Source organism: Roseovarius sp. EL26 (genome assembly GCF_900327775.1).
Classification (GTDB): Bacteria; Pseudomonadota; Alphaproteobacteria; order Rhodobacterales; family Rhodobacteraceae; genus Roseovarius.
The window spans coordinates 2,069,380-2,092,113 of record NZ_OUMZ01000007.1; the positions used below are offsets into that span (position 1 = coordinate 2,069,380).

The 22,734-nt window shown below is 53.5% G+C and carries 17 protein-coding genes; 8 read left to right on the forward strand and 9 right to left on the reverse strand.

Annotated elements, in window-relative coordinates:
- Positions 1-35 precede the first annotated feature (35 nt).
- The gene (locus D9A02_RS18235) at positions 36-2,321 is read right to left on the reverse strand and encodes a primosomal protein N' (RefSeq protein ID WP_120502286.1); all 2,286 of its coding nucleotides are present in this window, start codon (positions 2,319-2,321) and stop codon (positions 36-38) included.
- Positions 2,322-2,334: 13 nt separating this feature from the next.
- On the opposite strand from D9A02_RS18235, the gene fsa reads away from it, so the two are divergent.
- From fsa to D9A02_RS18255, 4 genes are all read left to right on the forward strand, one after another.
- A complete protein-coding gene (gene fsa / locus D9A02_RS18240) occupies positions 2,335-2,988 on the forward strand; it encodes a fructose-6-phosphate aldolase (RefSeq protein ID WP_120502287.1) in 654 nt (217 codons plus the stop codon).
- A 39-nt stretch (positions 2,989-3,027) separates the two neighbouring features.
- Entirely contained in the window at positions 3,028-3,735 is a 708-nt protein-coding gene (locus D9A02_RS18245; RefSeq protein ID WP_120502288.1) for a DUF484 family protein, read from the forward strand.
- Entirely contained in the window at positions 3,732-4,646 is a 915-nt protein-coding gene (locus D9A02_RS18250) for a tyrosine recombinase XerC (RefSeq protein ID WP_120502289.1), read from the forward strand. Before D9A02_RS18245 ends, D9A02_RS18250 begins: the two co-directional genes overlap by 4 nt.
- A 92-nt stretch (positions 4,647-4,738) precedes the next feature.
- On the forward strand, positions 4,739-5,431 hold the full coding sequence (locus D9A02_RS18255; protein ID WP_120502627.1) for a phosphatidylcholine/phosphatidylserine synthase: 693 nt from the start codon (positions 4,739-4,741) through the stop codon (positions 5,429-5,431).
- A gap of 6 nt (positions 5,432-5,437) precedes the next feature.
- Here the strand turns inward: D9A02_RS18255 and D9A02_RS18260 are convergent, their stop codons facing one another.
- The 5 genes from D9A02_RS18260 to D9A02_RS18280 form a co-directional block, all read right to left on the reverse strand.
- Positions 5,438-5,905 carry a methylated-DNA--[protein]-cysteine S-methyltransferase gene (locus tag D9A02_RS18260; RefSeq protein ID WP_120502290.1) on the reverse strand — a complete coding sequence of 156 codons (468 nt, stop codon included), beginning with the start codon at positions 5,903-5,905 and terminating at the stop codon, positions 5,438-5,440.
- Positions 5,906-5,911: 6 nt separating this feature from the next.
- Positions 5,912-6,739: an OmpA family protein gene (locus tag D9A02_RS18265; RefSeq protein ID WP_254054673.1), complete on the reverse strand. Its 828-nt coding sequence runs from the start codon at positions 6,737-6,739 to the stop codon at positions 5,912-5,914.
- 117 nt (positions 6,740-6,856) lie between these two features.
- Positions 6,857-7,432: a peroxidase-related enzyme gene (locus tag D9A02_RS18270; RefSeq protein WP_120502292.1), complete on the reverse strand. Its 576-nt coding sequence runs from the start codon at positions 7,430-7,432 to the stop codon at positions 6,857-6,859.
- Entirely contained in the window at positions 7,429-8,157 is a 729-nt protein-coding gene (locus D9A02_RS18275) for an N-acetyltransferase (protein ID WP_120502293.1), read from the reverse strand. Before D9A02_RS18275 ends, D9A02_RS18270 begins: the two co-directional genes overlap by 4 nt.
- On the reverse strand, positions 8,154-8,876 hold the full coding sequence (locus D9A02_RS18280; RefSeq protein WP_120502294.1) for a molybdopterin-binding protein: 723 nt from the start codon (positions 8,874-8,876) through the stop codon (positions 8,154-8,156). Before D9A02_RS18280 ends, D9A02_RS18275 begins: the two co-directional genes overlap by 4 nt.
- A 46-nt stretch (positions 8,877-8,922) precedes the next feature.
- Between D9A02_RS18280 and sfsA the strand changes: the two genes are divergently transcribed.
- From sfsA to D9A02_RS18295, 3 genes are all read left to right on the forward strand, one after another.
- Positions 8,923-9,624 carry a DNA/RNA nuclease SfsA gene (gene sfsA, locus D9A02_RS18285; protein WP_120502628.1) on the forward strand — a complete coding sequence of 234 codons (702 nt, stop codon included), beginning with the start codon at positions 8,923-8,925 and terminating at the stop codon, positions 9,622-9,624.
- A 74-nt stretch (positions 9,625-9,698) separates the two neighbouring features.
- A complete protein-coding gene (gene map, locus D9A02_RS18290; protein ID WP_120502295.1) occupies positions 9,699-10,511 on the forward strand; it encodes a type I methionyl aminopeptidase in 813 nt (270 codons plus the stop codon).
- A 54-nt stretch (positions 10,512-10,565) separates the two neighbouring features.
- Entirely contained in the window at positions 10,566-11,129 is a 564-nt protein-coding gene (locus D9A02_RS18295; RefSeq protein WP_120502296.1) for a TetR/AcrR family transcriptional regulator, read from the forward strand.
- A 129-nt stretch (positions 11,130-11,258) separates the two neighbouring features.
- Here D9A02_RS18295 and D9A02_RS18300 read toward each other — a convergent pair whose 3' ends face one another.
- On the reverse strand, positions 11,259-11,879 hold the full coding sequence (locus tag D9A02_RS18300; protein WP_120502297.1) for a TetR/AcrR family transcriptional regulator: 621 nt from the start codon (positions 11,877-11,879) through the stop codon (positions 11,259-11,261).
- Positions 11,880-11,978: 99 nt separating this feature from the next.
- On the opposite strand from D9A02_RS18300, the gene D9A02_RS18305 reads away from it, so the two are divergent.
- Entirely contained in the window at positions 11,979-14,024 is a 2,046-nt protein-coding gene (locus tag D9A02_RS18305) for an NADH:flavin oxidoreductase (protein WP_120502629.1), read from the forward strand.
- Between the two features lie 137 nt (positions 14,025-14,161).
- Here the strand turns inward: D9A02_RS18305 and rpoC are convergent, their stop codons facing one another.
- A complete protein-coding gene (rpoC, locus tag D9A02_RS18310; RefSeq protein ID WP_120502298.1) occupies positions 14,162-18,409 on the reverse strand; it encodes a DNA-directed RNA polymerase subunit beta' in 4,248 nt (1,415 codons plus the stop codon).
- A gap of 54 nt (positions 18,410-18,463) precedes the next feature.
- Positions 18,464-22,600 carry a DNA-directed RNA polymerase subunit beta gene (gene rpoB, locus D9A02_RS18315; protein WP_120502299.1) on the reverse strand — a complete coding sequence of 1,379 codons (4,137 nt, stop codon included), beginning with the start codon at positions 22,598-22,600 and terminating at the stop codon, positions 18,464-18,466.
- Positions 22,601-22,734 lie beyond the last annotated feature (134 nt).

Sequence of the window (22,734 nt, forward strand, 5' to 3'; positions counted from 1 at the left end):
TACTCAATGCTAACGGGATTTCGCGTCTTAATAATTCAGTAAAAACTCTGCGGGTCGATATCAACACTGAGGCGAAACTGATTAGGGGTTTTGACCTGTGCGATCCATTGGCTGATCGCTTTTTGCAGGGCCACACCCTTTGGGGCCTTGATCAGCAGACGCACACGGTGCCGCCCTCTGATCCGCGCGATGGGTGCAGGAGCTGGCCCGAACACCTGCGCGCCAATCTGACGAATCGGCCCATCACGGCGCGCAAGCTCTGCACCGATTTCAAAAACCTCCTGCAAGTCTGGCGATGATAGGATAATCCCTGCCATCCGACCATAAGGTGGCATGCCCACCTGTTTGCGCTCAGCCGCTTCGGTCTGCCAAAACCCTTCCTCATCGCCGGCAAGAATGGCACGGATCACAGAGTGTTCGGGCTGAAAGGTCTGCAGCAGCGCAGTTCCCGGCGCTTCCGAGCGCCCGGCCCGGCCCGCCACCTGCCGCATCAGTTGAAACGTCCGTTCTGCCGCCCGCAGGTCAGAGCCTTGCAGACCAAGATCCGCATCAATCACCCCAACCAGTGTCAGTTTCGGGAAATTATGCCCCTTAGCCACCAACTGCGTGCCAATGATGATATCCGCCGCTCCCGCAGCGATCTCTTCGATCTGCTGTTTTAGCGCGCGTGCCGAGGTATAAAGATCAGATGATAGGGTTGCGACCCGCGCCTGTGGAAACAGATTACTAGCCTCTTCGCTCAAGCGTTCCACTCCCGGACCCACAGCAGCCAGGCGACCTTCGGCCTCGCAGTGCGGGCAGACCTCGGGCACCGGTTCGCTCTCGCCGCATTGATGGCAGATCAGACGATTTTGGAAACGATGCTCTACCAATGTAGCATCACAATCCTTACACGTGACCTGATGCCCGCAAGCCCGGCAAATCGTGACCGGCGCATAGCCACGGCGGTTGATAAACAACAACGCTTGTTCGCCCTTGGCAATACGATTGTTAACAGCCGCCTCAAGACTCGGCGAAATCCAACGGCTAGACGGCAGTTTTTCCAAACGCATATCGATAGCGCGAAAGTCCGGCAGCACAGATGCACCAAACCGCGAACTCAGCTCAATTCGTTGGTATTTCCCGGCTTCTGCATTGGCCCAACTTTCAAGACTTGGCGTAGCCGAGGCCAGCACCACCTGCGCCCCGCAAATTGAGGCGCGCAGCACGGCCATGTCCCGCGCATTGTACAGTACACCATCTTCTTGCTTGTAAGAGCTGTCGTGTTCTTCATCGACCACGATCAAACCAAGATTTTGATATGGTAAAAACAGAGCAGAACGCGCGCCAACCACAACCTGACAACCGCCCTGCCCGACTATTTTCCACAACCGGCGGCGTTCTGTCATAGTAACGCCGGAATGCCATTCACCGGCACGCGCGCCAAACCGTGCCTCAAATCGTTTCAGAAATTCTGCTGTCAGGGCAATTTCGGGCAGCAAAACAAGTGCTTGTCGCCCTTGGCGCACAGCCTCAGCCACAGCCTCAAGATAGACTTCGGTTTTACCTGATCCGGTCACCCCGCGCAAAAGCGTTGTGCCATAGCCACCACTTTGCGCGGCGGTGCGCAATTGCCCGGCTGCAGTCGCCTGATCTGCACTGAGCGTTTTACCCCCGCAATCAACGTCCAGCCGGGCAAACGGCAAATCACGTGGGGTGTCCTCTTCCAACACGCAATCCTGCGCCACCAACCCCTTGACAACGGATGGGGTCACACCCGCCTGTTTGCTAAGCTCACTTAGCGTAAATGATAGTCCGCCAAATTCTTCCAATACATCTAGCACACGCCCACGCGCCTCGGTTTCGCGATTGGGTCTCCCATTGCCCAGTCGGTATACTTTTTGCATCGATGGCGGATTACTTAACCCGGGCACCCGCGTCGCCAGGCGCAGCATCGCAGTCAGTGGTGTCAGCGTATACTCAGCGGCGCGCTGCAAAAAAACCTGCAACTCTTCGCGCATCGGTGCAGCATCCAGTACCCGAATTATTGATCGAATGCGTGCTTTGTCATAATCACCCTGCCCGGAACCCCAAACGACACCTAAAACCTTACGCGGTCCCAATGGCACCTCAACAAATGCGCCTGCATGACATCCCCCTTCGGGGGCGCGGTAATCCAGCACGCGGTCAAGCGGCTGCGACGTCAACACGCCAACCAGATCACCTTCGTCAAAATAACCCGGCCCGGTGGGTGTCACGTTTACGGCCCTTTCGCTTTCATCGGGGGTTTCGGCCTTCCACTCTATGCGGTAAATGCAGAAGAGAAAAACCCCAACCGGCATAAAGGGCCCTGTTATGAAATTTTTCGTAGATACCGCCGAAGTCGATGAGATCGCAGAACTGAACGCCTTGGGCATGGTTGATGGGGTCACAACCAACCCGTCTCTGATCATGAAATCGGGCCGCGACATTCTGGAAGTCACCAAAGAGATCGCCGAAATGGTCGAGGGCCCTGTCAGCGCCGAAGTTGTCGCATTGGAAGCCGATCAGATGATCGAAGAAGGCCGCAAGCTGGCTAAGATTGCACCAAACATCGCTGTTAAAGTGCCGCTGACTTGGGCCGGATTGAAAGCCTGCAACATTCTGACCGACGAGGGCAACATGGTCAATGTCACCCTGTGTTTCTCAGCCAATCAGGCGCTTTTGGCAGCCAAAGCAGGCGCAACCTTTATCAGCCCCTTCATCGGTCGCCTGGACGACATCAACCTTGATGGCATGGAACTGATCGCTGACATCCGCCAGATCTATGACAACTACGGTTTCGATACGCAGATCCTGTCGGCCTCAATCCGTACGGTGAACCACGCCTATCAGGCGGCCATGGTTGGATCCGATGTGATGACCGCACCGCCAAAAGTTATCAAACAAATGGCCGAGCACCCGCTGACCGACAAAGGCCTTGCGTCGTTTATGGCCGATTGGGAAAAAACAGGGCAGAAAATCCTGTAAGGCGTGTTATAAAGGCTTCAAAAACATATCGAGGCCTAAATGAGCAGTACGCCCGAAACCCTAGATGCGTTGCGCGATAAGATTATCGCGCACCCGGATTTCATTTTGGAAGATCAGGAGCTGATGCAAACCCTGATCGCCGCAAATGAGCGTGCCATGGGGGCCAACATCGTTGACCTGCGTGGCATCGCCATGAAGCGACTGGAAGCCCGGCTTGACCGATTGGAGGAAACACACCGCAATGTGATTGCCGCCGCCTACGAGAACCTAGCTGGTACCAACCAAATTCACCGTGCCATTCTGCGCATGCTTGATCCGGCAGATTTTGAGCATTTCCTCAAGGATCTTGGCACCGAAGTCGCCAACATCCTGCGCGTGGATTATGTGAAACTGGTCGTCGAATCACAGCAAGAGGATGACGATGCAGTTCTCAAGAAACTTGGTGATGTTCTAATCTCAGCCAAGCCGGGGTTCGTCGCGAACTATCTGCAATCTGGTTCCAACCATGCCAGCCGCCCTGTCGTGCTGCGTCACGTTGAACAAGGCCATACCAAAATTTATGGAGACGATGCGGAACTGGTGCACTCTGAAGCCTGCCTGCAGTTGGATTTCGGACGTGGGCGCCTGCCCGGTCTACTGGTGATGGGGGCGAAAGATCCGCATCAATTCAGCCCGCAACAAGGCACGGACCTGCTGGCCTTTTTTGCCGGTGTGTTTGAGCGGGCGATGCGCCGCTGGTTGTCATGATTGCGCCCGCCGCCCGAGATGCGATGCAAAACTGGCTTGCGACACAAAAGGCATTACAGGGTGCATCTGAGCATACGATTGCGGCCTATGGCCATGACCTAACCGAATTTCTAACCTTTATGACGGAACACAAGGGTCAGGCCATGGGGTTGGCTCCTTTGCTGCGGATCACCGTGCCCGAGATGCGCAGTTGGATGGCCTTCATGCGCGGTCAGGACATTGGCGCGCGCTCACTTGCGCGCAAACTTTCGGCCGTAAAAGGCTTCTATCGCTATCTGGCTGAAAAAGAGGAATGTGACCCGACAGCTGTGCTGTCTGCCCGTGCGCCGAAATTCCAACGTAAACTGCCCCGCCCACTATCCCCTGATGCGGCACAGGATCTGATCGATACAATCGACATGCAAAGTGAGACCCCGTGGATCTCGGCCCGCGATCAGGCAGTGGTGATTTTGCTTTATGGCTGCGGCTTACGCATATCTGAGGCGCTTGGCCTGTGTGGCCGTGACACACCAATTGGCGCAACAATTCGGATCATTGGTAAAGGCAGCAAAGAGCGTGTTGTGCCAGTGATAACCCCCGCACGAGACGCAGTTAAGAATTACCTGGATCTGTGCCCCTACCCCAGCGAGCCAGAAACGCCAATTTTCCGAGGGATGCGAGGCGGGCCGTTAAATCCGCGAGCGATTCAAAAGGTTGTCGCCTCAGTCCGCATGCAGTTGGGCTTGCCAGCAACCGCCACGCCACATGCGATGCGCCATAGTTTTGCTACGCACCTGTTAAATGCGGGCGGCGACCTGCGTGCGATTCAGGAGCTGTTGGGACATGCATCTTTGTCAACAACACAGGCCTATACAGCAGTTGATACTGCCCGGCTGATGGAAGTTTACAACCAGACCCACCCTAAGGCATAAGCAAATACAATAAGCATCACAATCAGTATATCTTTGCCAAAGCTGGCAACTGATGCTTGTCATTATAGCTGTGATCCGTCATGTCACGCAGCATGACTGATCAGATGAAAGCCCTGTCCGTACACCTGCTGACCGCCACCGGTGCGGTGTTTGCGATGTTGTCCATGCTGGCCGCCGCAGACGGCAAATGGGACCTGATGTTTTTGTGGCTGGTTGTGGCCTTTGCCGTTGATGGCATCGATGGCCCACTAGCACGCAAATATCACGTCAAAAAGAACGCGCCTGAATTCGACGGCGTCATGCTTGATCTGATCATCGATTATCTGACCTATGTGTTCATCCCGGCGTTTGCCTTGTTCAAATCAGGGCTGATGGCAGGCTGGACCGGTTGGTTCGCGATCATCATCATTACTTTCTCATCTGCGATGTATTTCGTGGATACCCGGATGAAGACCAAAGACAATTCTTTTTCGGGCTTTCCCGGATGCTGGAACATGCTCATTCTTGTGATCTTCGCCATTCAGCCGAATTTCTGGGTCATTCTATGCTTGGTCACAGCACTCGCCATTGCGATGTTCTTGCCACTGAAGTTTATCCACCCGGTCAGAACCGAGCGCTGGCGCATGCTATCGTTGCCCATTGCCCTTGCTTGGACGTTCTTTGCTGGCTGGGCCGCCTGGGTCGATTTTCATCCTGAAAGCTGGGCGCATTGGGGTTTGGTATTGACCAGTGTCTATCTTTTGTTCGCCGGTATCGCACAGCAGATCATTCCGAAAATGCGATAATCCCTCCTAGATCAGCAAACCGGCGGCATTCTCATGCCGCAGCAACCAGACCTTGCTTTCCACCCCTCCGGCGCCAGAAAACCCACCCAGAGACGTCGCCCCCAACACCCGGTGGCAAGGGATGATGATCGGGATTGGATTACCCCCGCAAGCGTTGCCAACAGCCTGGGCTGAAGCATCAAGGCCTTTTGCCAAATCGCCATAAGTTCGTGTCTCCCCCAAGGGGATAGCTGACATCGCATCACAGACCGCGCGCTGGAAATCAGATCCTTTGACACTTAACGGCAAGTCAAACACAGTTAAATGCCCCTCAAAGTAAGCTGTCAGCTGTTGCTGCGCCTCAATCAGCTCCGGTGATCTGTCATGTCCTTGATGTGCTTTTACTCCCCAATAGAGCTGAACAATCTCACCGGCCTGACTGTCAACCGAGACCATGCCCAAAGGGCTATCAAAACTTGCCGATAATACGTCCATTTCGCTTTACTCCGTGTTCAGGTGCACCGCCTCAACCCTACGGTTGGCTTCGCGCCCTTCAGCCGTCAGGTTAGACGCAATTGGCGAAAGATACCCTACTCCATTCGCCTCGAGCTGAAGCCTATCAACACCGTGAGCATCAACTAAGCGCTCCACCACTGCCGCAGCTCTTTGGCGTGACAGCAAAACATTCGCATCCGCTCCCCCTGTAGCATCTGTATGGCCAACCAACGCCACGCGCCGAGTGTTCTCTTCTGTCAGATAACGTGCCAAGTCAGACAGGGATGTATAAGGCCCAGCCCCAAGCGCCACCGCGCCACTCTCGAACTCCAAGTCTTCCAGCACCACATGGCCTTGTGCCACCAGCGCGGTCACAATCCCTTTTACATCTTGCGGGCTTTCGATGATCTGTGCTGCAATCTCTGGCTCAACGCTGCCTGCCGGTGTGCTGTGTGCGATTTGCACATGCCCCACTGCACCACTTCGACTCGCCAAAAGGGCGACATAGGATTTTCCACCTAATCTATCGTCTTTGTAAGCCGACAAGTATCTGAAGTCATACAGGTCAACGAACATATCTGGCGCATCAAGCACTGCAATATTAAAGCGGAAATCAAAGCTTCCGCATTCTGTATCGACGCAATCAAATACGATACTGTATCCTGCACTTTCCAGCTGTTTCCAAATCGGCGACATGATCTGCTGGCTCGTCAGATCGCTTCCCTCCAAGCGCCAGGCTTGCTGTATGATACGACCTTCGCTTTCAATCGACGGAACTGCCTGCCCCTCATAAGGGCCGGTCGCAAAGAAATAGCTATCTGCTTCTGATGTCACTTCGCTTGTTATCCTGGCATTTCCAGGCATCGTCAGCTCAAGCGTTGCGGCAGGTCCCGCGCAAATGGCCAACACTCCGGCTACACTCCACATCCATAAACTCGTATTTCTCACTGCTCAGCGCGCCTGTCCATGATACTCTGGATTCGGCCGCATCCCAGTTGCACTAGCCATTCTGTTAGACATATTGAAAAAACCAACCACGCTGACAATGTCCCAGATGTCACGCTCAGTAAACCCAACAACCCTGAGCGCCTGACGATCACGTTCTTCAATCTCTGCGCTGGACTTTGTGACCTTTTCAGAAAACAGTAACATTGCGTGCTGTCGGGCATCCAGATCCGCCATGCGCCAGTTCATCACCATCGCCTCGCCCAGCTCCGGTTTACCAGATAAAGCCCGAACCGCTGCACCATGCGCCACCTGACAGTACCAGCACCGGTTAATCGAGCTGACAACAACTGCGATCATTTCACGCTCTAGCTTACTCAACCCGCTATCAGCCAGCATTAGATTGTTATACATGGCAGCAAAGGCGTTGAGCTTATCAATGTCAAAGGCGTAGGCCTTTAGCACATTCGGCACCATCCCCAGCTTATCCACACAGACATCAAAATATTTCTGTGTGTCCTCAGGCAGTGGAACCACCATAGGAAGATCAAGTGCCGTGGGAAGGTCGTTGTTTGAAGTCATTCGGTCAACTCCTGTTTCAGCCGATAGTGATAACCGCCCACCTGCGTCATCCCCAGATCAGTATAAAGCGCATTCGCGCTTGTGTTTTCTTTAGTGCAAACGGCAGAAATGTGGCTCGCGCCCTGTTCTTGCGCCCAAAGCGCCGCCTGCTGCATCAGGTAACGCCCCATCCCCGAGCGGCGATGACGTGACAGCACTTCAAGTGCATGTACCATCGCAATACCGTCATGAATCGCAACAAAGCCGGTCGCCGCCGGGCGGCTGTCTGACCGACCAAAAAGCGATGTTTTGGGCCCTTGAACACGGCGCATGACATCCATGCGCGCTGGACCAATGCCGCCTTGCGCCCAGATATCTACCTGAATGGCCATCGGTTCCCAGATGGCAAAACTTGCGGTACGCGGCGGCTGCAATGCCAAAGGCGCGGTTGCACCAACGTAGATATTGACGGGATCAATAACTTGATACCCCTGTCCGGCAAGCAAGGTATCCAGAGCATATTCGCCATGCCGGACCATGAACAACGATACTTGTCCCAAAACTTGCATCGCCCGCTCAGCGCCAGGTAATGCATCCGCAGTTAGCGTCCCATCAAGAGTTGCAGCGCAAACCCGTTTTCCCCCACCTTTGCCATACCGGATTTGCCAAGGCCCCTGCAGCGCATAACCTGCTGCCGGCCATGTGCGCTCCAGAACGTCATATACTGTCTTAACATTTGGCATCATTGTGGGAAAATCCTGTTCAGTTCGGCCATCGCCGCATCGATCAACGCCCCATCGTGGCCCCGCACAACGATGTTTGAGCCAAACCGGCCATCCATCTGAAACGGATAAGATCCGATTGACAAGTCTGAGTATTGGGTCGCCAATTCTGCCAATGGACCGGCAATGTCACCCTCGCCTCGCAAAACCTGCAAAGATTGCGACAGAACTGGTTGTCCACCAGTCAAGCGCGGCAAAACATCGGCAAGCATGGCTTCAAATATCGCGGGAACTCCGGCCATTACATGCACATTTTCGATCGTAAAGCCGGGAGCTGTGCTGATCGGGTTATCAATCAAACTGGCGCCATCGGGAATGCGGGCCATGCGCAGGCGGGCCTCGTTGATCTCCAGCCCAGTACGGGCGTAATGCGCCTCTAGCAATGCCCGCGCATCGGCGCGCACATCAATCGAGCAATCAAAGGCACGGGCAACGTTGTCTGCGGTGATATCATCATGTGTGGGGCCAATCCCACCCGAGGTAAACACGTGGGTGTAGGACCGGCTGAGTGCTTTAACTGCAGCTGTAATAGCATCGGGATCATCGCTGACCACGCGCACTTCAGCCAAATCAATCGCTGCCTTGGTCAACTCGCCCGCCAGATGGTGCATATTGGCATCACGCGTGCGCCCTGACAGAATTTCATCCCCGATCACAAGCATGGCAGCAGTTGGGTTTGGCATCACGCACTCCTTGAATGGCGGTCATGATCGGTATAGGCCGCTTGGCATGCGCTTTCAAACCCCTCTTATCCCCGCCACACTGATCCGTCGTTACAAACGCTTTCTCGCGGATATCCAACTGGAGGACGGGCAAGAGGTCACCGCCCACTGCGCCAACCCCGGATCAATGATGGGACTGGCGACACCCGGCATGCGGATTTGGGTCGAGCCAAATGATGATCCAAAGAAAAAGCTAAAATATGGTTGGCGCTTGGTTGATCATGAAAACGGGCATTTCACCGGAGTCGATACCAGCCTGCCCAACCGCGCCTTACGCGCGGCCTTGATGGCACGTGAAATCCCCGAACTTGCCGAATATGAGACTATTTTGCCGGAACAGAAATACGGTGAAAACAGCCGGATTGATTTTCTGTTACAGCAAACAGGCTTGCCTGATGTTTATGTCGAGGTGAAATCCGTCACGCTTTGCCGCACCGCCAGACTGGCTGAATTCCCCGATAGTGTCACCGCTCGTGGTGCCAAACACTTAGGCGAATTGGCCAAGGTAGCTGGGCAAGGACAGCGCGCTGTGCTCCTATACCTTGTTCAGCGTACTGATTGCGCATCCGTTAGCATCGCCACAGATATCGACCCAACCTATGCAGAGGCCTATCGCGCAGCCCTCAAGGCCAGGTTGGAAACCATCGCCTATGACACTGCGATTTCACCGCAAGAGATTCTGATCCGGAACCGTCTTCCCGTTGAATGATTTCCCGCTCTGGCCCTTTGGCTTGATCCATCATAAATAGAGACAAAGACCACACCTTTTGACGAGGATTCGACGTGAACGAAGAACACCGCGGCAGACTGACACGCGACGGCATCCGCATCCATAGTGATGCAGATTTTGCAGGCATGCACAAAGCTGGTGAACTGGCTGCGCGCATCCTTGACGAAATTTCCGAACATGTCTTTGTCGGCCAAACCACAGGCGAGATTGATCGCATCATCGAAGACAGGGTCAATGATGCAGGTGCAAAATCCGCCACAATTGGCTATAAGGGTTATCGCCACGCCAGCTGCATCAGCGTCAACCATGTGGTCTGTCATGGTATCCCAGGTGACAAAAAGCTGAAAGATGGTGACATTCTGAACATTGATGTCACGGTCATCGTCGACGGCTGGTTTGGTGACACTTCACGTATGTATGTTGCAGGCAAGTTGAGCCGCAAGTCCGAGCGCCTAATTCAAGTCACGCATGACGCGCTGTTCAAAGGCATTGAAGCCGTCAAGCCAGGCAATACCTTTGGTGATATCGGCCATGCCATTCAAAGCTTTGTCGAAGGTCACCGCATGGCGGTAGTCCGTGATTTCTGTGGCCATGGTCTGGGACGGGTATTCCATTCGCCTCCAAACGTCTTGCACTATGGGCGCGCGGGCACCGGCCCGGTACTGGAAGAAGGTATGTTCTTCACAATCGAGCCGATGGTCAATTTGGGCCGTTCAGAAACCAAGGTACTGGCTGACGATTGGACTGCCGTGACACGCGACAAATCTCTGTCTGCGCAATTTGAACACTCCATCGGGGTCACTGCGAACGGTTTTGAAATCTTCACCCTGTCTCCCGCTGGCCGGTATCACCCAACCTGGGGCTAGACATTCGTGGCCTGGCTCTTTTACCCTGATGTCTGACAAGACAAGGAACCTTTGATGCGCCCCAACAAGCGGGATGAACTTGTTCGTAAAGCTCTTGACGTGTTTTATCGTAACGGTTTTCACGCCACTGGCATGGACAGGCTCGTGGCTGAAACCGGTGTGTCAAAGACATCAATGTACAAACATTTCAAAACCAAGGATGACCTGATCCTGGCAGCGCTGCAATTGCGTGACGAATTGTTCAGGACATGGTTCTGCCAACGCATGGAAGAATTGTCCGACACGCCTCGGGGGCAGCTTCTGGCTGTTTTTGACGTGCTGGAAGAATGGTTTGCCAAACCTGAATTCCGCGGCTGCATGTTCATCAAAGCCAGCGCTGAATTTCAAGAACATAACAACCCGATCCACCAACAGTCAGCCAATCATAAACGCCTATTGCTTGAACATCTGCGTAATGTGGCGAACCGGGCGGGCGCGGCCGATCCCGAAACTTTGGCAAGTCAGTTCATGCTATTGAAAGAGGGCGCGATCATCACTGCCGTGATGGGATTTGGTGAAAACCCCGCGAAGAATGCAAAGTCTGCGGCTCAAACCTTGCTGAAAACCGCATGCCCGTAAGTCATAAATTCATCGATTGATGAGGCTGATTTTTCATTAGTATGGCAACCAATACCCACCGCTAGTGTATCCACAGAACGGGCCTATAAACAATAAAGCAAACCACCGCTTTAACGTATCTACGATTGCCTATTCGATGCTCTTTTGATGGCGGTCATTAAAGTTAACCACTTCCCGCGCGGTAGGGCGGATGCCTGAGAAAAGCTCGACGTAATGTGGAACGCGTGCAAGCCGCTCCTCTCGGCTTTCTAATCTGTGCATCGAGATATATCCGATCTGCGTGTAAATGACGGTTAGGCTAGACACATCGGCCTGCTCCTCAGAATACCCGTAGCGCTTAAACATCCGCGCGATTGCCTCTATTCGGCGATTGTCTGCTTCTTTGACCCGTTGTTGAAGGTCCGAATCGACGCGCGACCAATTACGAATAGCCAGATCAAGCCGCGCATCAAAAAGCGTAGGAACGAGCCAGCAATCCATCAGATTAAAGAGGGATTCGCAGATGCTTGCGGCTTCCAACTCGCATTGTTCAATTAAGTTACCCGTATTTTTGGCCTCCCAACGCTGAATCATTGCACGGTGGAGTTCAGCGATATCCTTGAAATACCAATAAAACCCAGTGCGTGTCAGGTTGAGGCGCTTAGCTAGCGGCATAATTTTCACCGCGTCAACGCCGCCTTCTATCAACAAGTCATAGGCAGCATTCAGCCAAAGGTCTTTGGAACCGGGTGGGCGAGAGAGTGTGGACATGAGGTAAGTTAAATTGACTTGACACTTATGTCAATTGCACCAAGATACCGAACTGACATATCTGTCAAGCCCGCCAACCCCAACCTGGAGCAAGCTGAAATGTCCAAAGACCCATTGATGCAGCCCTACCAACTCAAGCATCTCACGCTGAAAAACAGGATCATGACCACCAGTCATGAGCCCGCATATCCAGAAGACGGAATGCCAAAGGATCGCTATCGGGCTTATCACGCGGAACGGGCAAAGGCAGGCGTGGCCCTTGCGATGACGGCAGGCTCTGCCGCAGTATCCAAGGACAGTCCGCCAGTCTTCAACAATATTCTCGCCTACAAAGACGAGGTGGTTCCGTGGATACAGCATCTGACAGACGGCTGCCACGAGCATGGTTGCGCAGTTATGATCCAGCTCACTCACCTTGGTCGGCGAACGACGTGGAACAAAGGTAATTGGTTGCCATCAGTGTCGTCGTCGAAACACCGAGAGCCCGCTCATCGCGCGTTTCCAAAATTGATCGAAGACTGGGACATCGACAGGATCATCACTGACTTTGCGGACGCGGCTGAGCGCATGAAAGCAGGTGGCATGGATGGCATTGAATTGCAGGTCTATGGCCACTTGCTGGATCAATTTTGGTCACCACTCACCAATGATTTGGTTGGTCCCTATGGGGCAGATACCTTAGAAAACCGGATGCGGTTTCCTCTTGATGTTTTGGGGGCCATTCGCAAACGCGTCGGCACTGATTTCATCGTTGGATTCCGTTACACGGCTGACGAGGCGCAGCGCGGGGGCATCACCATCGAAGATGGATTGGAAATCTCCCAAAAGCTTGCAGCAACCGGTCAGCTTGATTTTTTAAATGTTGTACGTGGCCGCATTCATACCGACCCGGCCATGACCGATGTGATCCCTGTGCAGGGCATGGCCAATGCTCCGCATCTTGATTTCGCTGGGCAGGTCAAGAAACTCACAGGCATGCCCACGTTCCATGCGGCAAAAATCCCTGATGTCGCAACCGCTCGCTATGCTGTCGAGGCAGGTCTTTTGGACATGGTTGGAATGACCAGAGCCCATATGGCCGATCCTCATGTGGTCAAGAAGATAATGGAAGGTCGCGAAGAGGATATTCGCCCCTGTGTTGGTGCCACCTACTGCCTTGATCGGATATATCAGGCGGGTGATGCCCTATGTATTCACAACGCAGCGACGGGCCGCGAACTAACGATGCCGCATGAAATCGAACCAGCCATCAGCAAACGTAGTATCGTGATCGTTGGGGCAGGTCCTGCAGGGCTTGAGGCCGCGCGCGTTGCTGCAGAGCGCGGCCATGCTGTGACTGTTTTTGAAGCCCAGCCTGACCCAGGAGGTCAAATTCGTCTTACGGCTCAAAGCCCCCGCCGGCGTGAAATGATCTCAATTATTGATTGGCGCATGGCACAATGCGCCGCACGTGATGTGATTTTTCATTTCAACACATGGGCCGAGGCCAAGGACGTCATCGACCTCAACCCCGATGTTGTGATCATCGCCACGGGTGGCATGCCTAATACAGAGCTGTTTGAAGCAGGCGTCGGCACACCTCACACCGTGACCTCATGGGATATTATTTCAGGTGATGTAAAGCCCGCACAAAACGTCTTGATCTATGACGAAAGTGGTGACCATCCAGCATTGCAAGCAGCCGAAATCGCTGCGGCAAGCGGCGCCAAAGTCGAAGTGATGACGCCTGATCGCACCTTTGCCCCGGATATTATGGCAATGAACCTGGTTCCTTATATGCGGTCGTTACAAGACAAAGATGTCACCTTCACCGTGACCCGCCGCTTGCTGAGGGTAGAGCGCATCGGCAACAAATTAACCGCAACAATCGGCACTGATTACAGCGACCATTTCCACAAAAATGACTACGATCAAGTCATCCTAAATTATGGGACATTGCCCTTGGATGAACTGTATTTTGACCTCAAAAGCCTAAGCTCAAATCAGGGGGCCGTCGATCATGACGCTTTGATAACAGGTGAGCCTCAAACCATTACACGGAATGAAACAGGCGTATTCCAACTCTTCCGCATAGGTGACGCCGTTTCCGCCCGCAATACGCATGCGGCGATCTATGATGCACTTCGACTTGTGAAGGATCTATAGAAATTCGCACCTATTGTGGTGAGATAATCAGACGTTTTCTGCCCCTTCAAAAGATTTCGTTATGAGCGAAAGAGCCATTCACCAACAAAAAAAGCCCCGCCAAATGGCGGGGCTTTTCTATCTTACAGCATTGAAGATTAATCTTCACGGCTTTCCGGTTGGTCCATGAAGACCTCAAAGTCGTCACCCGCAGCAGAAAGATCATCTGCTGAAGGGGCTGCAAGTGCTGCAGCAACTTCTGCTTCTTCACGGCGCGCTTCGATCACGACGTTGTCACGTTGCTGAGCAACCTGACGCATGTCCAGCGTGGCACCACCGGTCCCGGCTGGGATCAAACGGCCAACGATGACGTTCTCTTTCAGGCCGACCAGTTTATCGCGTTTACCCTGAACCGAAGCTTCGGTCAGAACACGCGTGGTTTCCTGGAACGACGCTGCTGAGATGAACGAACGTGTCTGCAGGCTTGCCTTAGTGATCCCCAGAAGGATCGGCTCACCTTGTGCCGGACGACCAGCTTTGGACAACGCCTTTTCGTTGGCCGCGTCAAACTCGGCCTTGTCAACGTTTTCACCTTTCAGCAGCGTTGTGTCGCCACTGTCCTGGATCTCCCATTTCTGCAACATCTGACGAACGATAACCTCGATATGTTTATCGTTGATCTTCACACCTTGCAGGCGATAAACGTCCTGAACTTCGTCGATCATATAGTTCGCCAGCGCCTCAACACCCATGATGCTCAGGATGTCGTGCGGTGCTGGGTTACCATCCATGATGTAGTCACCCTTTTGAACGAAGTCACCTTCGACAACCGGGATGTGCTTACCCTTGGGCACCATGTATTCGACAGGTTCCATCGACTCGTCCGCTGGCTCGATGCTGATACGGCGCTTGTTCTTGTAGTCGCGACCGTAACGCACGTAACCATCGATTTCGGCGATGATCGCGTGGTCCTTTGGACGGCGCGCTTCAAAGAGTTCGGCAACACGTGGCAGACCACCGGTAATGTCTTTGGTCTTGGCACCTTCACGTGGAATACGTGCCACAACATCACCTGCATGAACCTCCTGACCTTCTTCAATCGACAGAATTGCGTCGACTGACATCGGATACGTAACCGGATTACCTGCATCGTTACGAACAGGTTCACCATTGCTATCTGCGATCAGGATCTCAGGCTTCAGCTCGTTGCCTTTTGGCGCGGCGCGCCAGTCGGTCACGATCTTCTGCGTCATACCAGTGGCATCGTCGGTCACGTCACGAACAGCAACACCTGAAATCAGATCAACGAACTTCGCAGTACCGCTCTTCTCGGCGATGATCGGCAGAGTGTAGGGATCCCATTCAAACAGCTTGTCGCCACGGCTGATCTTGTCGCCATCTTTGACAAACAGTTTGGAGCCATAACCAACCTTGTGATTGGCAAGCTCTGCGCCATCTTCACCCATGATCCGCAACTTCATGTTCCGGCCCATAACCAAAGTTTCACCACGAGAATTCTCAAGGGTTTGTGCCCCTTCGAATGAAATGGTGCCCTCTTGGCTGGCTTCGAGGTAGGACTGCTGACCACCCTGAGCAACGCCACCGATGTGGAAGGTCCGCATCGTCAACTGTGTACCAGGTTCACCGATTGACTGCGCCGCAATGATACCGACAGCTTCGCCAGTGTTGACCATTGTACCGCGTGCCAGGTCACGACCATAGCACATTGCACAAACACCATCATCGGCTTCACAGGTCAGCGGGCTACGGATACGTGCCGTTTGAACTGCAGCAACATCTATAGCATCCGAGGTCAGTTCGTCGATCAGCTGACCTTCAGTAACCAGAACTTCACCGGTTGATGGGTTAACAATGTCCTCGGCAGCCACACGGCCCAGCACACGCTCGGCCAGAGAAGCAACAACTTCGCCATCATTAACAGCCGCTTCAGCAGTGATCGCACGATCTGTGCCACAATCAATATCACGAACGATACAGTCTTGTGCCACGTCAACCAAACGACGGGTCAGGTATCCCGAGTTCGCTGTTTTCAGAGCGGTATCCGACAGACCCTTACGGGCACCGTGGGTTGAGTTGAAGTACTCAAGAACGGTCAGACCTTCTTTAAAGTTCGAGATAATCGGTGTCTCGATGATGTCGCCGTTTGGTTTGGCCATCAGACCACGCATACCGCCCAGCTGTTTCATCTGAGTGACCGAGCCACGCGCACCAGAGTGAGCCATCATGTAAACCGAGTTCGGCTCCATCACTGCCCCGTTTTCATCTGTGCGCTCAGCCGAGATCGTACCCATCATGGCGTCAGTAACTTGGTCGTTACACTTCGACCAGGCATCAACCACTTTGTTGTACTTCTCACCCTGAGTGATCAGACCGTCCATGTACTGTTGCTCGAAACCTTTGACCTGACCGCGAGTTTCTTCAACGATTGGCCATTTGGTTTCTGGAATGACCATGTCGTCTTTACCAAAGGAAATCCCAGCTTTGAAAGCCTCACGGAAACCCATGGTCATGATCTGGTCACAGAAGATAACTGACTCTTTCTGACCGCAGTAACGGTAGACGGTGTCAATCACCTGTTGCACTTCTTTCTTGCGCAGCAGTTTGTTGACTAGGCTGAATGGAGCCTTGACGTTCTTTGGCAGCAATGCGCCCAGACGAACACGACCCGGCGTGGTTTCCACACGTTCGAACACCTGATTGCCTTCCCCATCAAACTGGGGAATGCGAGCGGTGATTTTAGCGTGCAGGTGAACTTCGCCTGCGTCCAATGCGTGCTGAACTTCATCGATAGACGAGAAGATCATACCTTCGCCTTTCATGCCTTCACGCATGATCGACGTATAGTACAGACCAAGAATCATATCCTGCGATGGAACAATGATCGGTGCGCCGTTTGCAGGCGACAGAACGTTGTTCGTGGACATCATCAGAACGCGCGCTTCCAATTGAGCCTCTAAGCTCAGTGGGACGTGCACGGCCATTTGGTCACCGTCAAAGTCAGCGTTAAAGGCGGAACAGACCAGTGGGTGCAGCTGAATAGCTTTCCCTTCGATCAGAACCGGCTCAAACGCCTGAATGCCCAAACGGTGCAGTGTAGGCGCACGGTTCAGCATGACAGGGTGTTCGCGGATCACCTCGTCAAGGATGTCCCAAACTTCGGGACGTTCTTTTTCAACCAGCTTCTTCGCCTGTTTCACGGTGCTGGACAGACCTTTGGCCTCCAGACGTGAATAGATGAACGGCTTGAACAGCTCGAGCGCCATCTTTTTCGGCAGGCCACATTGGTGCAGCTTAAGTTCCGGACCCGTCACAATCACCGAACGGCCAGAGAAGTCGACCCGTTTACCCAAAAGGTTTTGACGGAAACGACCCTGCTTACCTTTCAGCATGTCAGACAGCGATTTCAGCGGACGCTTGTTGGCACCGGTGATCACGCGACCACGACGGCCGTTGTCGAACAGCGCATCAACAGATTCCTGCAGCATCCGCTTTTCGTTACGGACAATGATGTCAGGCGCACGCAGTTCAATCAAACGCTTCAGACGGTTATTCCGGTTGATCACACGACGATACAGATCGTTCAGGTCTGAGGTCGCGAAACGACCACCATCTAGCGGCACCAGTGGGCGCAGCTCTGGAGGAATGACCGGAATCACTGTCAGAACCATCCATTCCGGACGGTTACCGGATTCGATGAAGCTTTCGACCACTTTCAGACGTTTGATGATCTTCTTTGGTTTCAGCTCGCCAGTGGCTTCTTTCAGCTCAGCGCGCAGTTGCTCAGCTTCGCCTTCCAGATCAATGTTTTGCAGCATCTCGCGGATGGCTTCAGCACCGATGTTGGCGGTGAATGCATCCATGCCGTAAGCATCTTCCGCATCCATGAACTCTTCCTCAGACAGCATCTGACCATAAGTCAGGTCTGTCAGGCCGGGTTCGATCACCACGTAGTTCTCAAAGTAGAGAACCCGCTCCAGATCACGCAGGGTCATGTCCAGCATCAGGCCGATGCGCGAAGGCAGCGACTTCAGAAACCAGATGTGGGCGCAAGGCGCAGCTAATTCGATGTGGCCCATGCGCTCACGACGGACTTTTTGCAGTGTGACTTCGACACCGCATTTTTCGCAGACAACGCCGCGATATTTCATCCGCTTATATTTGCCACACAGACATTCGTAATCTTTGATCGGGCCAAAGATACGTGCGCAGAACAGACCATCACGCTCGGGCTTGAACGTCCGATAGTTGATGGTTTCTGGCTTTTTGATCTCACCATACGACCAGCTGAGAATGCGCTCTGGGCTAGCCAGAGAGACGCGGATCTCATCGAACGCCTTTGCAGGGGTGTTCGGGTTGAACGGGTTGTTTGTCAGTTCCTGGTTCATTTTCAAATCCTTGAATTCGGTCAGAGGGGGTAGAGTGGGGCGATATTCTCGCCCTTACTCACCTTCCTCCGAGTCCAGGAGTTCCATATTCAGGCCAAGGCCACGAACTTCTTTCACGAGAACGTTGAACGACTCGGGCACACCGGCCTCGAAGTTGTCTTCGCCCTTGACGATCGATTCGTAGACTTTGGTCCGGCCGGCCACATCGTCCGACTTCACAGTCAGCATTTCCTGCAGGGTATATGCAGCGCCATAAGCTTCCAGAGCCCAGACTTCCATTTCCCCGAAACGCTGACCACCGAACTGCGCCTTACCACCCAGCGGCTGCTGTGTAACAAGCGAGTAAGGTCCAGTTGAACGTGCGTGAATCTTGTCATCAACAAGGTGGTGCAGTTTCAGCAGGTATTTAACACCCACTGTCACCGGACGGGCGAATTGCTCACCCGAGCGACCATCAAACAAGACCGACTGTCCGCTTTCGCTAAAGCCTGCACGTCGCAGCGCATCGTTAACGTCGGCTTCTTTCGCACCGTCAAACACTGGTGTGGCAATCGGAACACCGTGAGTGACATTGCCCGCGGCTTCGACCAGCGAACGCTCGTCCATGTCGCTGATGCCTTCGTCGTAGACCTCATCGCCATAAGCAATACGCATCGCTTCACGAACTGGCGTCAGATCACCGGAACGACGGTACTCTTTCAGAGCCTCGTCAACGTTGATCCCCAGACCGCGAGCGGCCCAACCCATGTGGGTTTCAAGGATCTGACCAACGTTCATCCGTGACGGAACACCCAGCGGGTTCAAACAGAAGTCAACTGGCGTACCATCGGCCAGGAACGGCATGTCTTCCATCGGTACGACCTTGGAAATAACACCTTTGTTCCCGTGACGACCGGCCATTTTGTCACCCGGCTGTAGCTTACGCTTCACCGCGATAAAGACTTTGACCATCTTCATCACACCCGGTGGAAGGTCATCGCCGCGACGGACTTTCTCGACTTTGTCCTCAAAACGGGCATCCAGAACGCGCTTTTGCGCCTCATATTGCTCGTTCAGGGCTTCGACGATCTGTGCGTCTTTCTCGTCTTTCAGCGCCAGCTGCCACCACTGACCTTTGGTCAGAGTTTCCAGCAGCTCTTCGGTGACTTCCGAGTTCGGCTTCACACCTTTTGGACCTTTGACAGCCACTTTACCCAGAACCATAGATTTCAGACGGGCGTAGATGTTGCGATCCAGAATGGCCAGCTCGTCATCACGGTCACGGGCCAGACGTTCGACCTCTTCACGCTCGATCTGCAGGGCACGTTCGTCTTTTTCAACGCCGTGGCGGTTGAAGACACGAACCTCAACAACAGTCCCGAAGTCACCTGGCTTAACGCGCAGAGAAGTATCACGCACATCGCTGGCTTTTTCGCCAAAGATCGCCCGCAGCAGTTTCTCTTCGGGTGTCATTGGCGATTCACCTTTGGGGGTGATTTTACCAACCAGAATATCGCCCGGCTCAACATCCGCACCGATGTAAACGATGCCAGCCTCGTCGAGGTTGCGCAGCGCTTCTTCACCGACGTTCGGAATGTCGCGAGTGATCTCTTCAGGGCCAAGCTTTGTGTCACGGGCCGCAACTTCGAATTCTTCGATGTGTACCGAAGTAAAGACATCATCACGAGCAATACGCTCTGAAATCAGGATCGAGTCTTCGTAGTTGTAACCGTTCCAAGGCATAAACGCGACGACCACGTTTTTACCCAAGGCTAGTTCACCCATGTCGGTGCTTGGACCATCAGCAATAACTTCGCCTTTGCCAACCGTATCACCCACCTTCACCAGCGGACGCTGGTTGATACATGTGTTCTGGTTTGAACGCTGGAATTTACGCAGACGGTAGATGTCTACGCCCGCATCACCCAGTTCCAGATCCTCAGTCGCACGAACAACGATACGCTGGGCATCAACTTGGTCGATAATGCCGCCACGTTTTGCCATGATTGACGCACCAGAGTCGCGTGCAACAACACCTTCGATCCCAGTCCCGACAAGCGGAGCCTCGGAACGCAGGGTTGGAACCGCCTGACGTTGCATGTTCGAACCCATCAGAGCGCGGTTGGCGTCATCGTTTTCCAGGAACGGAATAAGCGAAGCCGCAACCGAGACCAACTGCTTGGGCGAAACGTCGATCAGGTCAACATTCTCGCGTGGGGCAAGCATGTATTCACCGGATTGACGGGTCGAAACCAGATCATTGATGAAGTTGCCGTTTTCATCCAGCGTCGCGTTGGCCTGCGCAACAGTGTGGCGCATTTCTTCGGTTGCTGACATGTACTGCACGTCATCGGTCACGTGACCTTCGATCACCTTACGATAAGGCGTTTCGATAAAGCCGTATTTGTTCACCCGTGCGAATGTCGCCAGCGAGTTGATCAAACCAATGTTTGGACCTTCGGGCGTTTCAATCGGACACATACGACCATAGTGCGTGGCGTGAACGTCGCGCACCTCAAAACCAGCACGTTCACGGGTCAGACCACCGGGCCCAAGCGCTGACAAGCGACGCTTGTGCGTCACTTCAGACAATGGGTTGGTTTGGTCCATGAACTGTGACAGCTGCGAAGAGCCGAAGAATTCACGTACCGCAGCAGCGGCGGGTTTCGCGTTGATCAGATCTTGCGGCATAACGGTGTCGATTTCGACACTGGACATACGCTCTTTGATCGCGCGTTCCATACGCAGCAGGCCTACACGGTACTGGTTTTCCATCAGCTCGCCAACGGAACGCACACGACGGTTACCAAGGTGGTCAATATCGTCGATATCACCACGGCCATCGCGCAGTTCAACCAATGCTTTGATACAAGCAACAATATCTTCGCGGCGCAAAGTGCGCAGCGTGTCTGGTGCATCCAGATCAAGACGCATGTTCATCTTAACCCGGCCAACAGCCGACAGATCATAGCGCTCACTATCAAAGAACAGCGTGTCAAAGAGAGCCGAAGCCGCTTCTACGGTGGGCGGCTCGCCCGGGCGCATAACGCGGTAGATATCCATAAGCGCGGTTTCGCGGCTCATGTTTTTGTCTGCCGCCATGGTATTACGCATGTAGGGGCCGACATTGATGTTATCGATATCCAGAACCGGAATATCAGTTACACCAGCGTCCAGAAGCTCTTGCAGGGATCCACCGATCACGTCGCCGTCTTTGTCGCGCTCTAGCGTCAGCTCATCACCAGCTTCGACATAGATCGCGCCAGTTTCTTCGTTGATGATATCCTTGGCAACAAACTTGCCGACGATATGCTCAAACGGAACCAGCAGTTCAGTGACTTCACCTTCATCGATCAGCTTCTTAACCGCGCGTGGGGTAACCTTCTTGCCTGATTCAGCAATCACTTCACCGGATTTGGCGTCAACTAAATCAAACAGAGGGCGCGTACCGCGAACCCGCTCTGGGAAGAACTTGGTTGCCCAACCTTTGTTCTTCTTCAGCTTGAAGTTAACCGTGTCATAGTAGGCATCCATGATGCCTTCTTGATCCAGGCCCAGCGAATACAGCAAGGTTGTTACAGGCAACTTCCGACGACGGTCGATGCGCGCAAACACGATGTCTTTGGCGTCGAACTCAAAGTCCAGCCAGCTGCCACGATATGGGATAATACGGCAAGCAAAAAGCAATTTTCCCGAAGAGTGGGTTTTTCCCTTGTCGTGATCAAAGAACACACCAGGCGAGCGGTGCATCTGCGAAACGATCACCCGCTCGGTGCCGTTTACAACAAATGTGCCGTTTGGCGTCATCAGTGGCATATCGCCCATAAAGACGTCTTGCTCTTTGATGTCTTTGACCGATTTAGCACCGGTATCTTCGTCGATATCAAACACGATCAAACGCAGCGTCACCTTCAAAGGTGCGCTGTACGTCATGTCACGTTGCATACATTCTTCAACGTCGTACTTCGGTTTCTCCAGCTCATAGCTGACGAATTCCAGAATGCTGGTTTCGTTAAAGTCCTTGATCGGGAATACCGATTGGAAAACTCCCATGATACCTTCGCCATCCAGTGGCTGCGGCTGATCACCTGATTTCAGGAACAGATCATAAGAGGATTTTTGAACCTCAATGAGGTTTGGCATGTCCAGAACTTCGCGAATTTTGCCGAAGTATCTGCGCAAACGTTTTTGGCCAAGATAGCTTTGAGCCATGGTCGATGTCACCTTTCATTTCTCACCGGTCACGCGTGTCGTCGGGCTCCGACACCGCCACCATCCGAGACAGCCGATTTGATCCATTCCCGGCCTCTGTCCCACCAGAAGCCTCCCGATCTTTAAACCGCGCC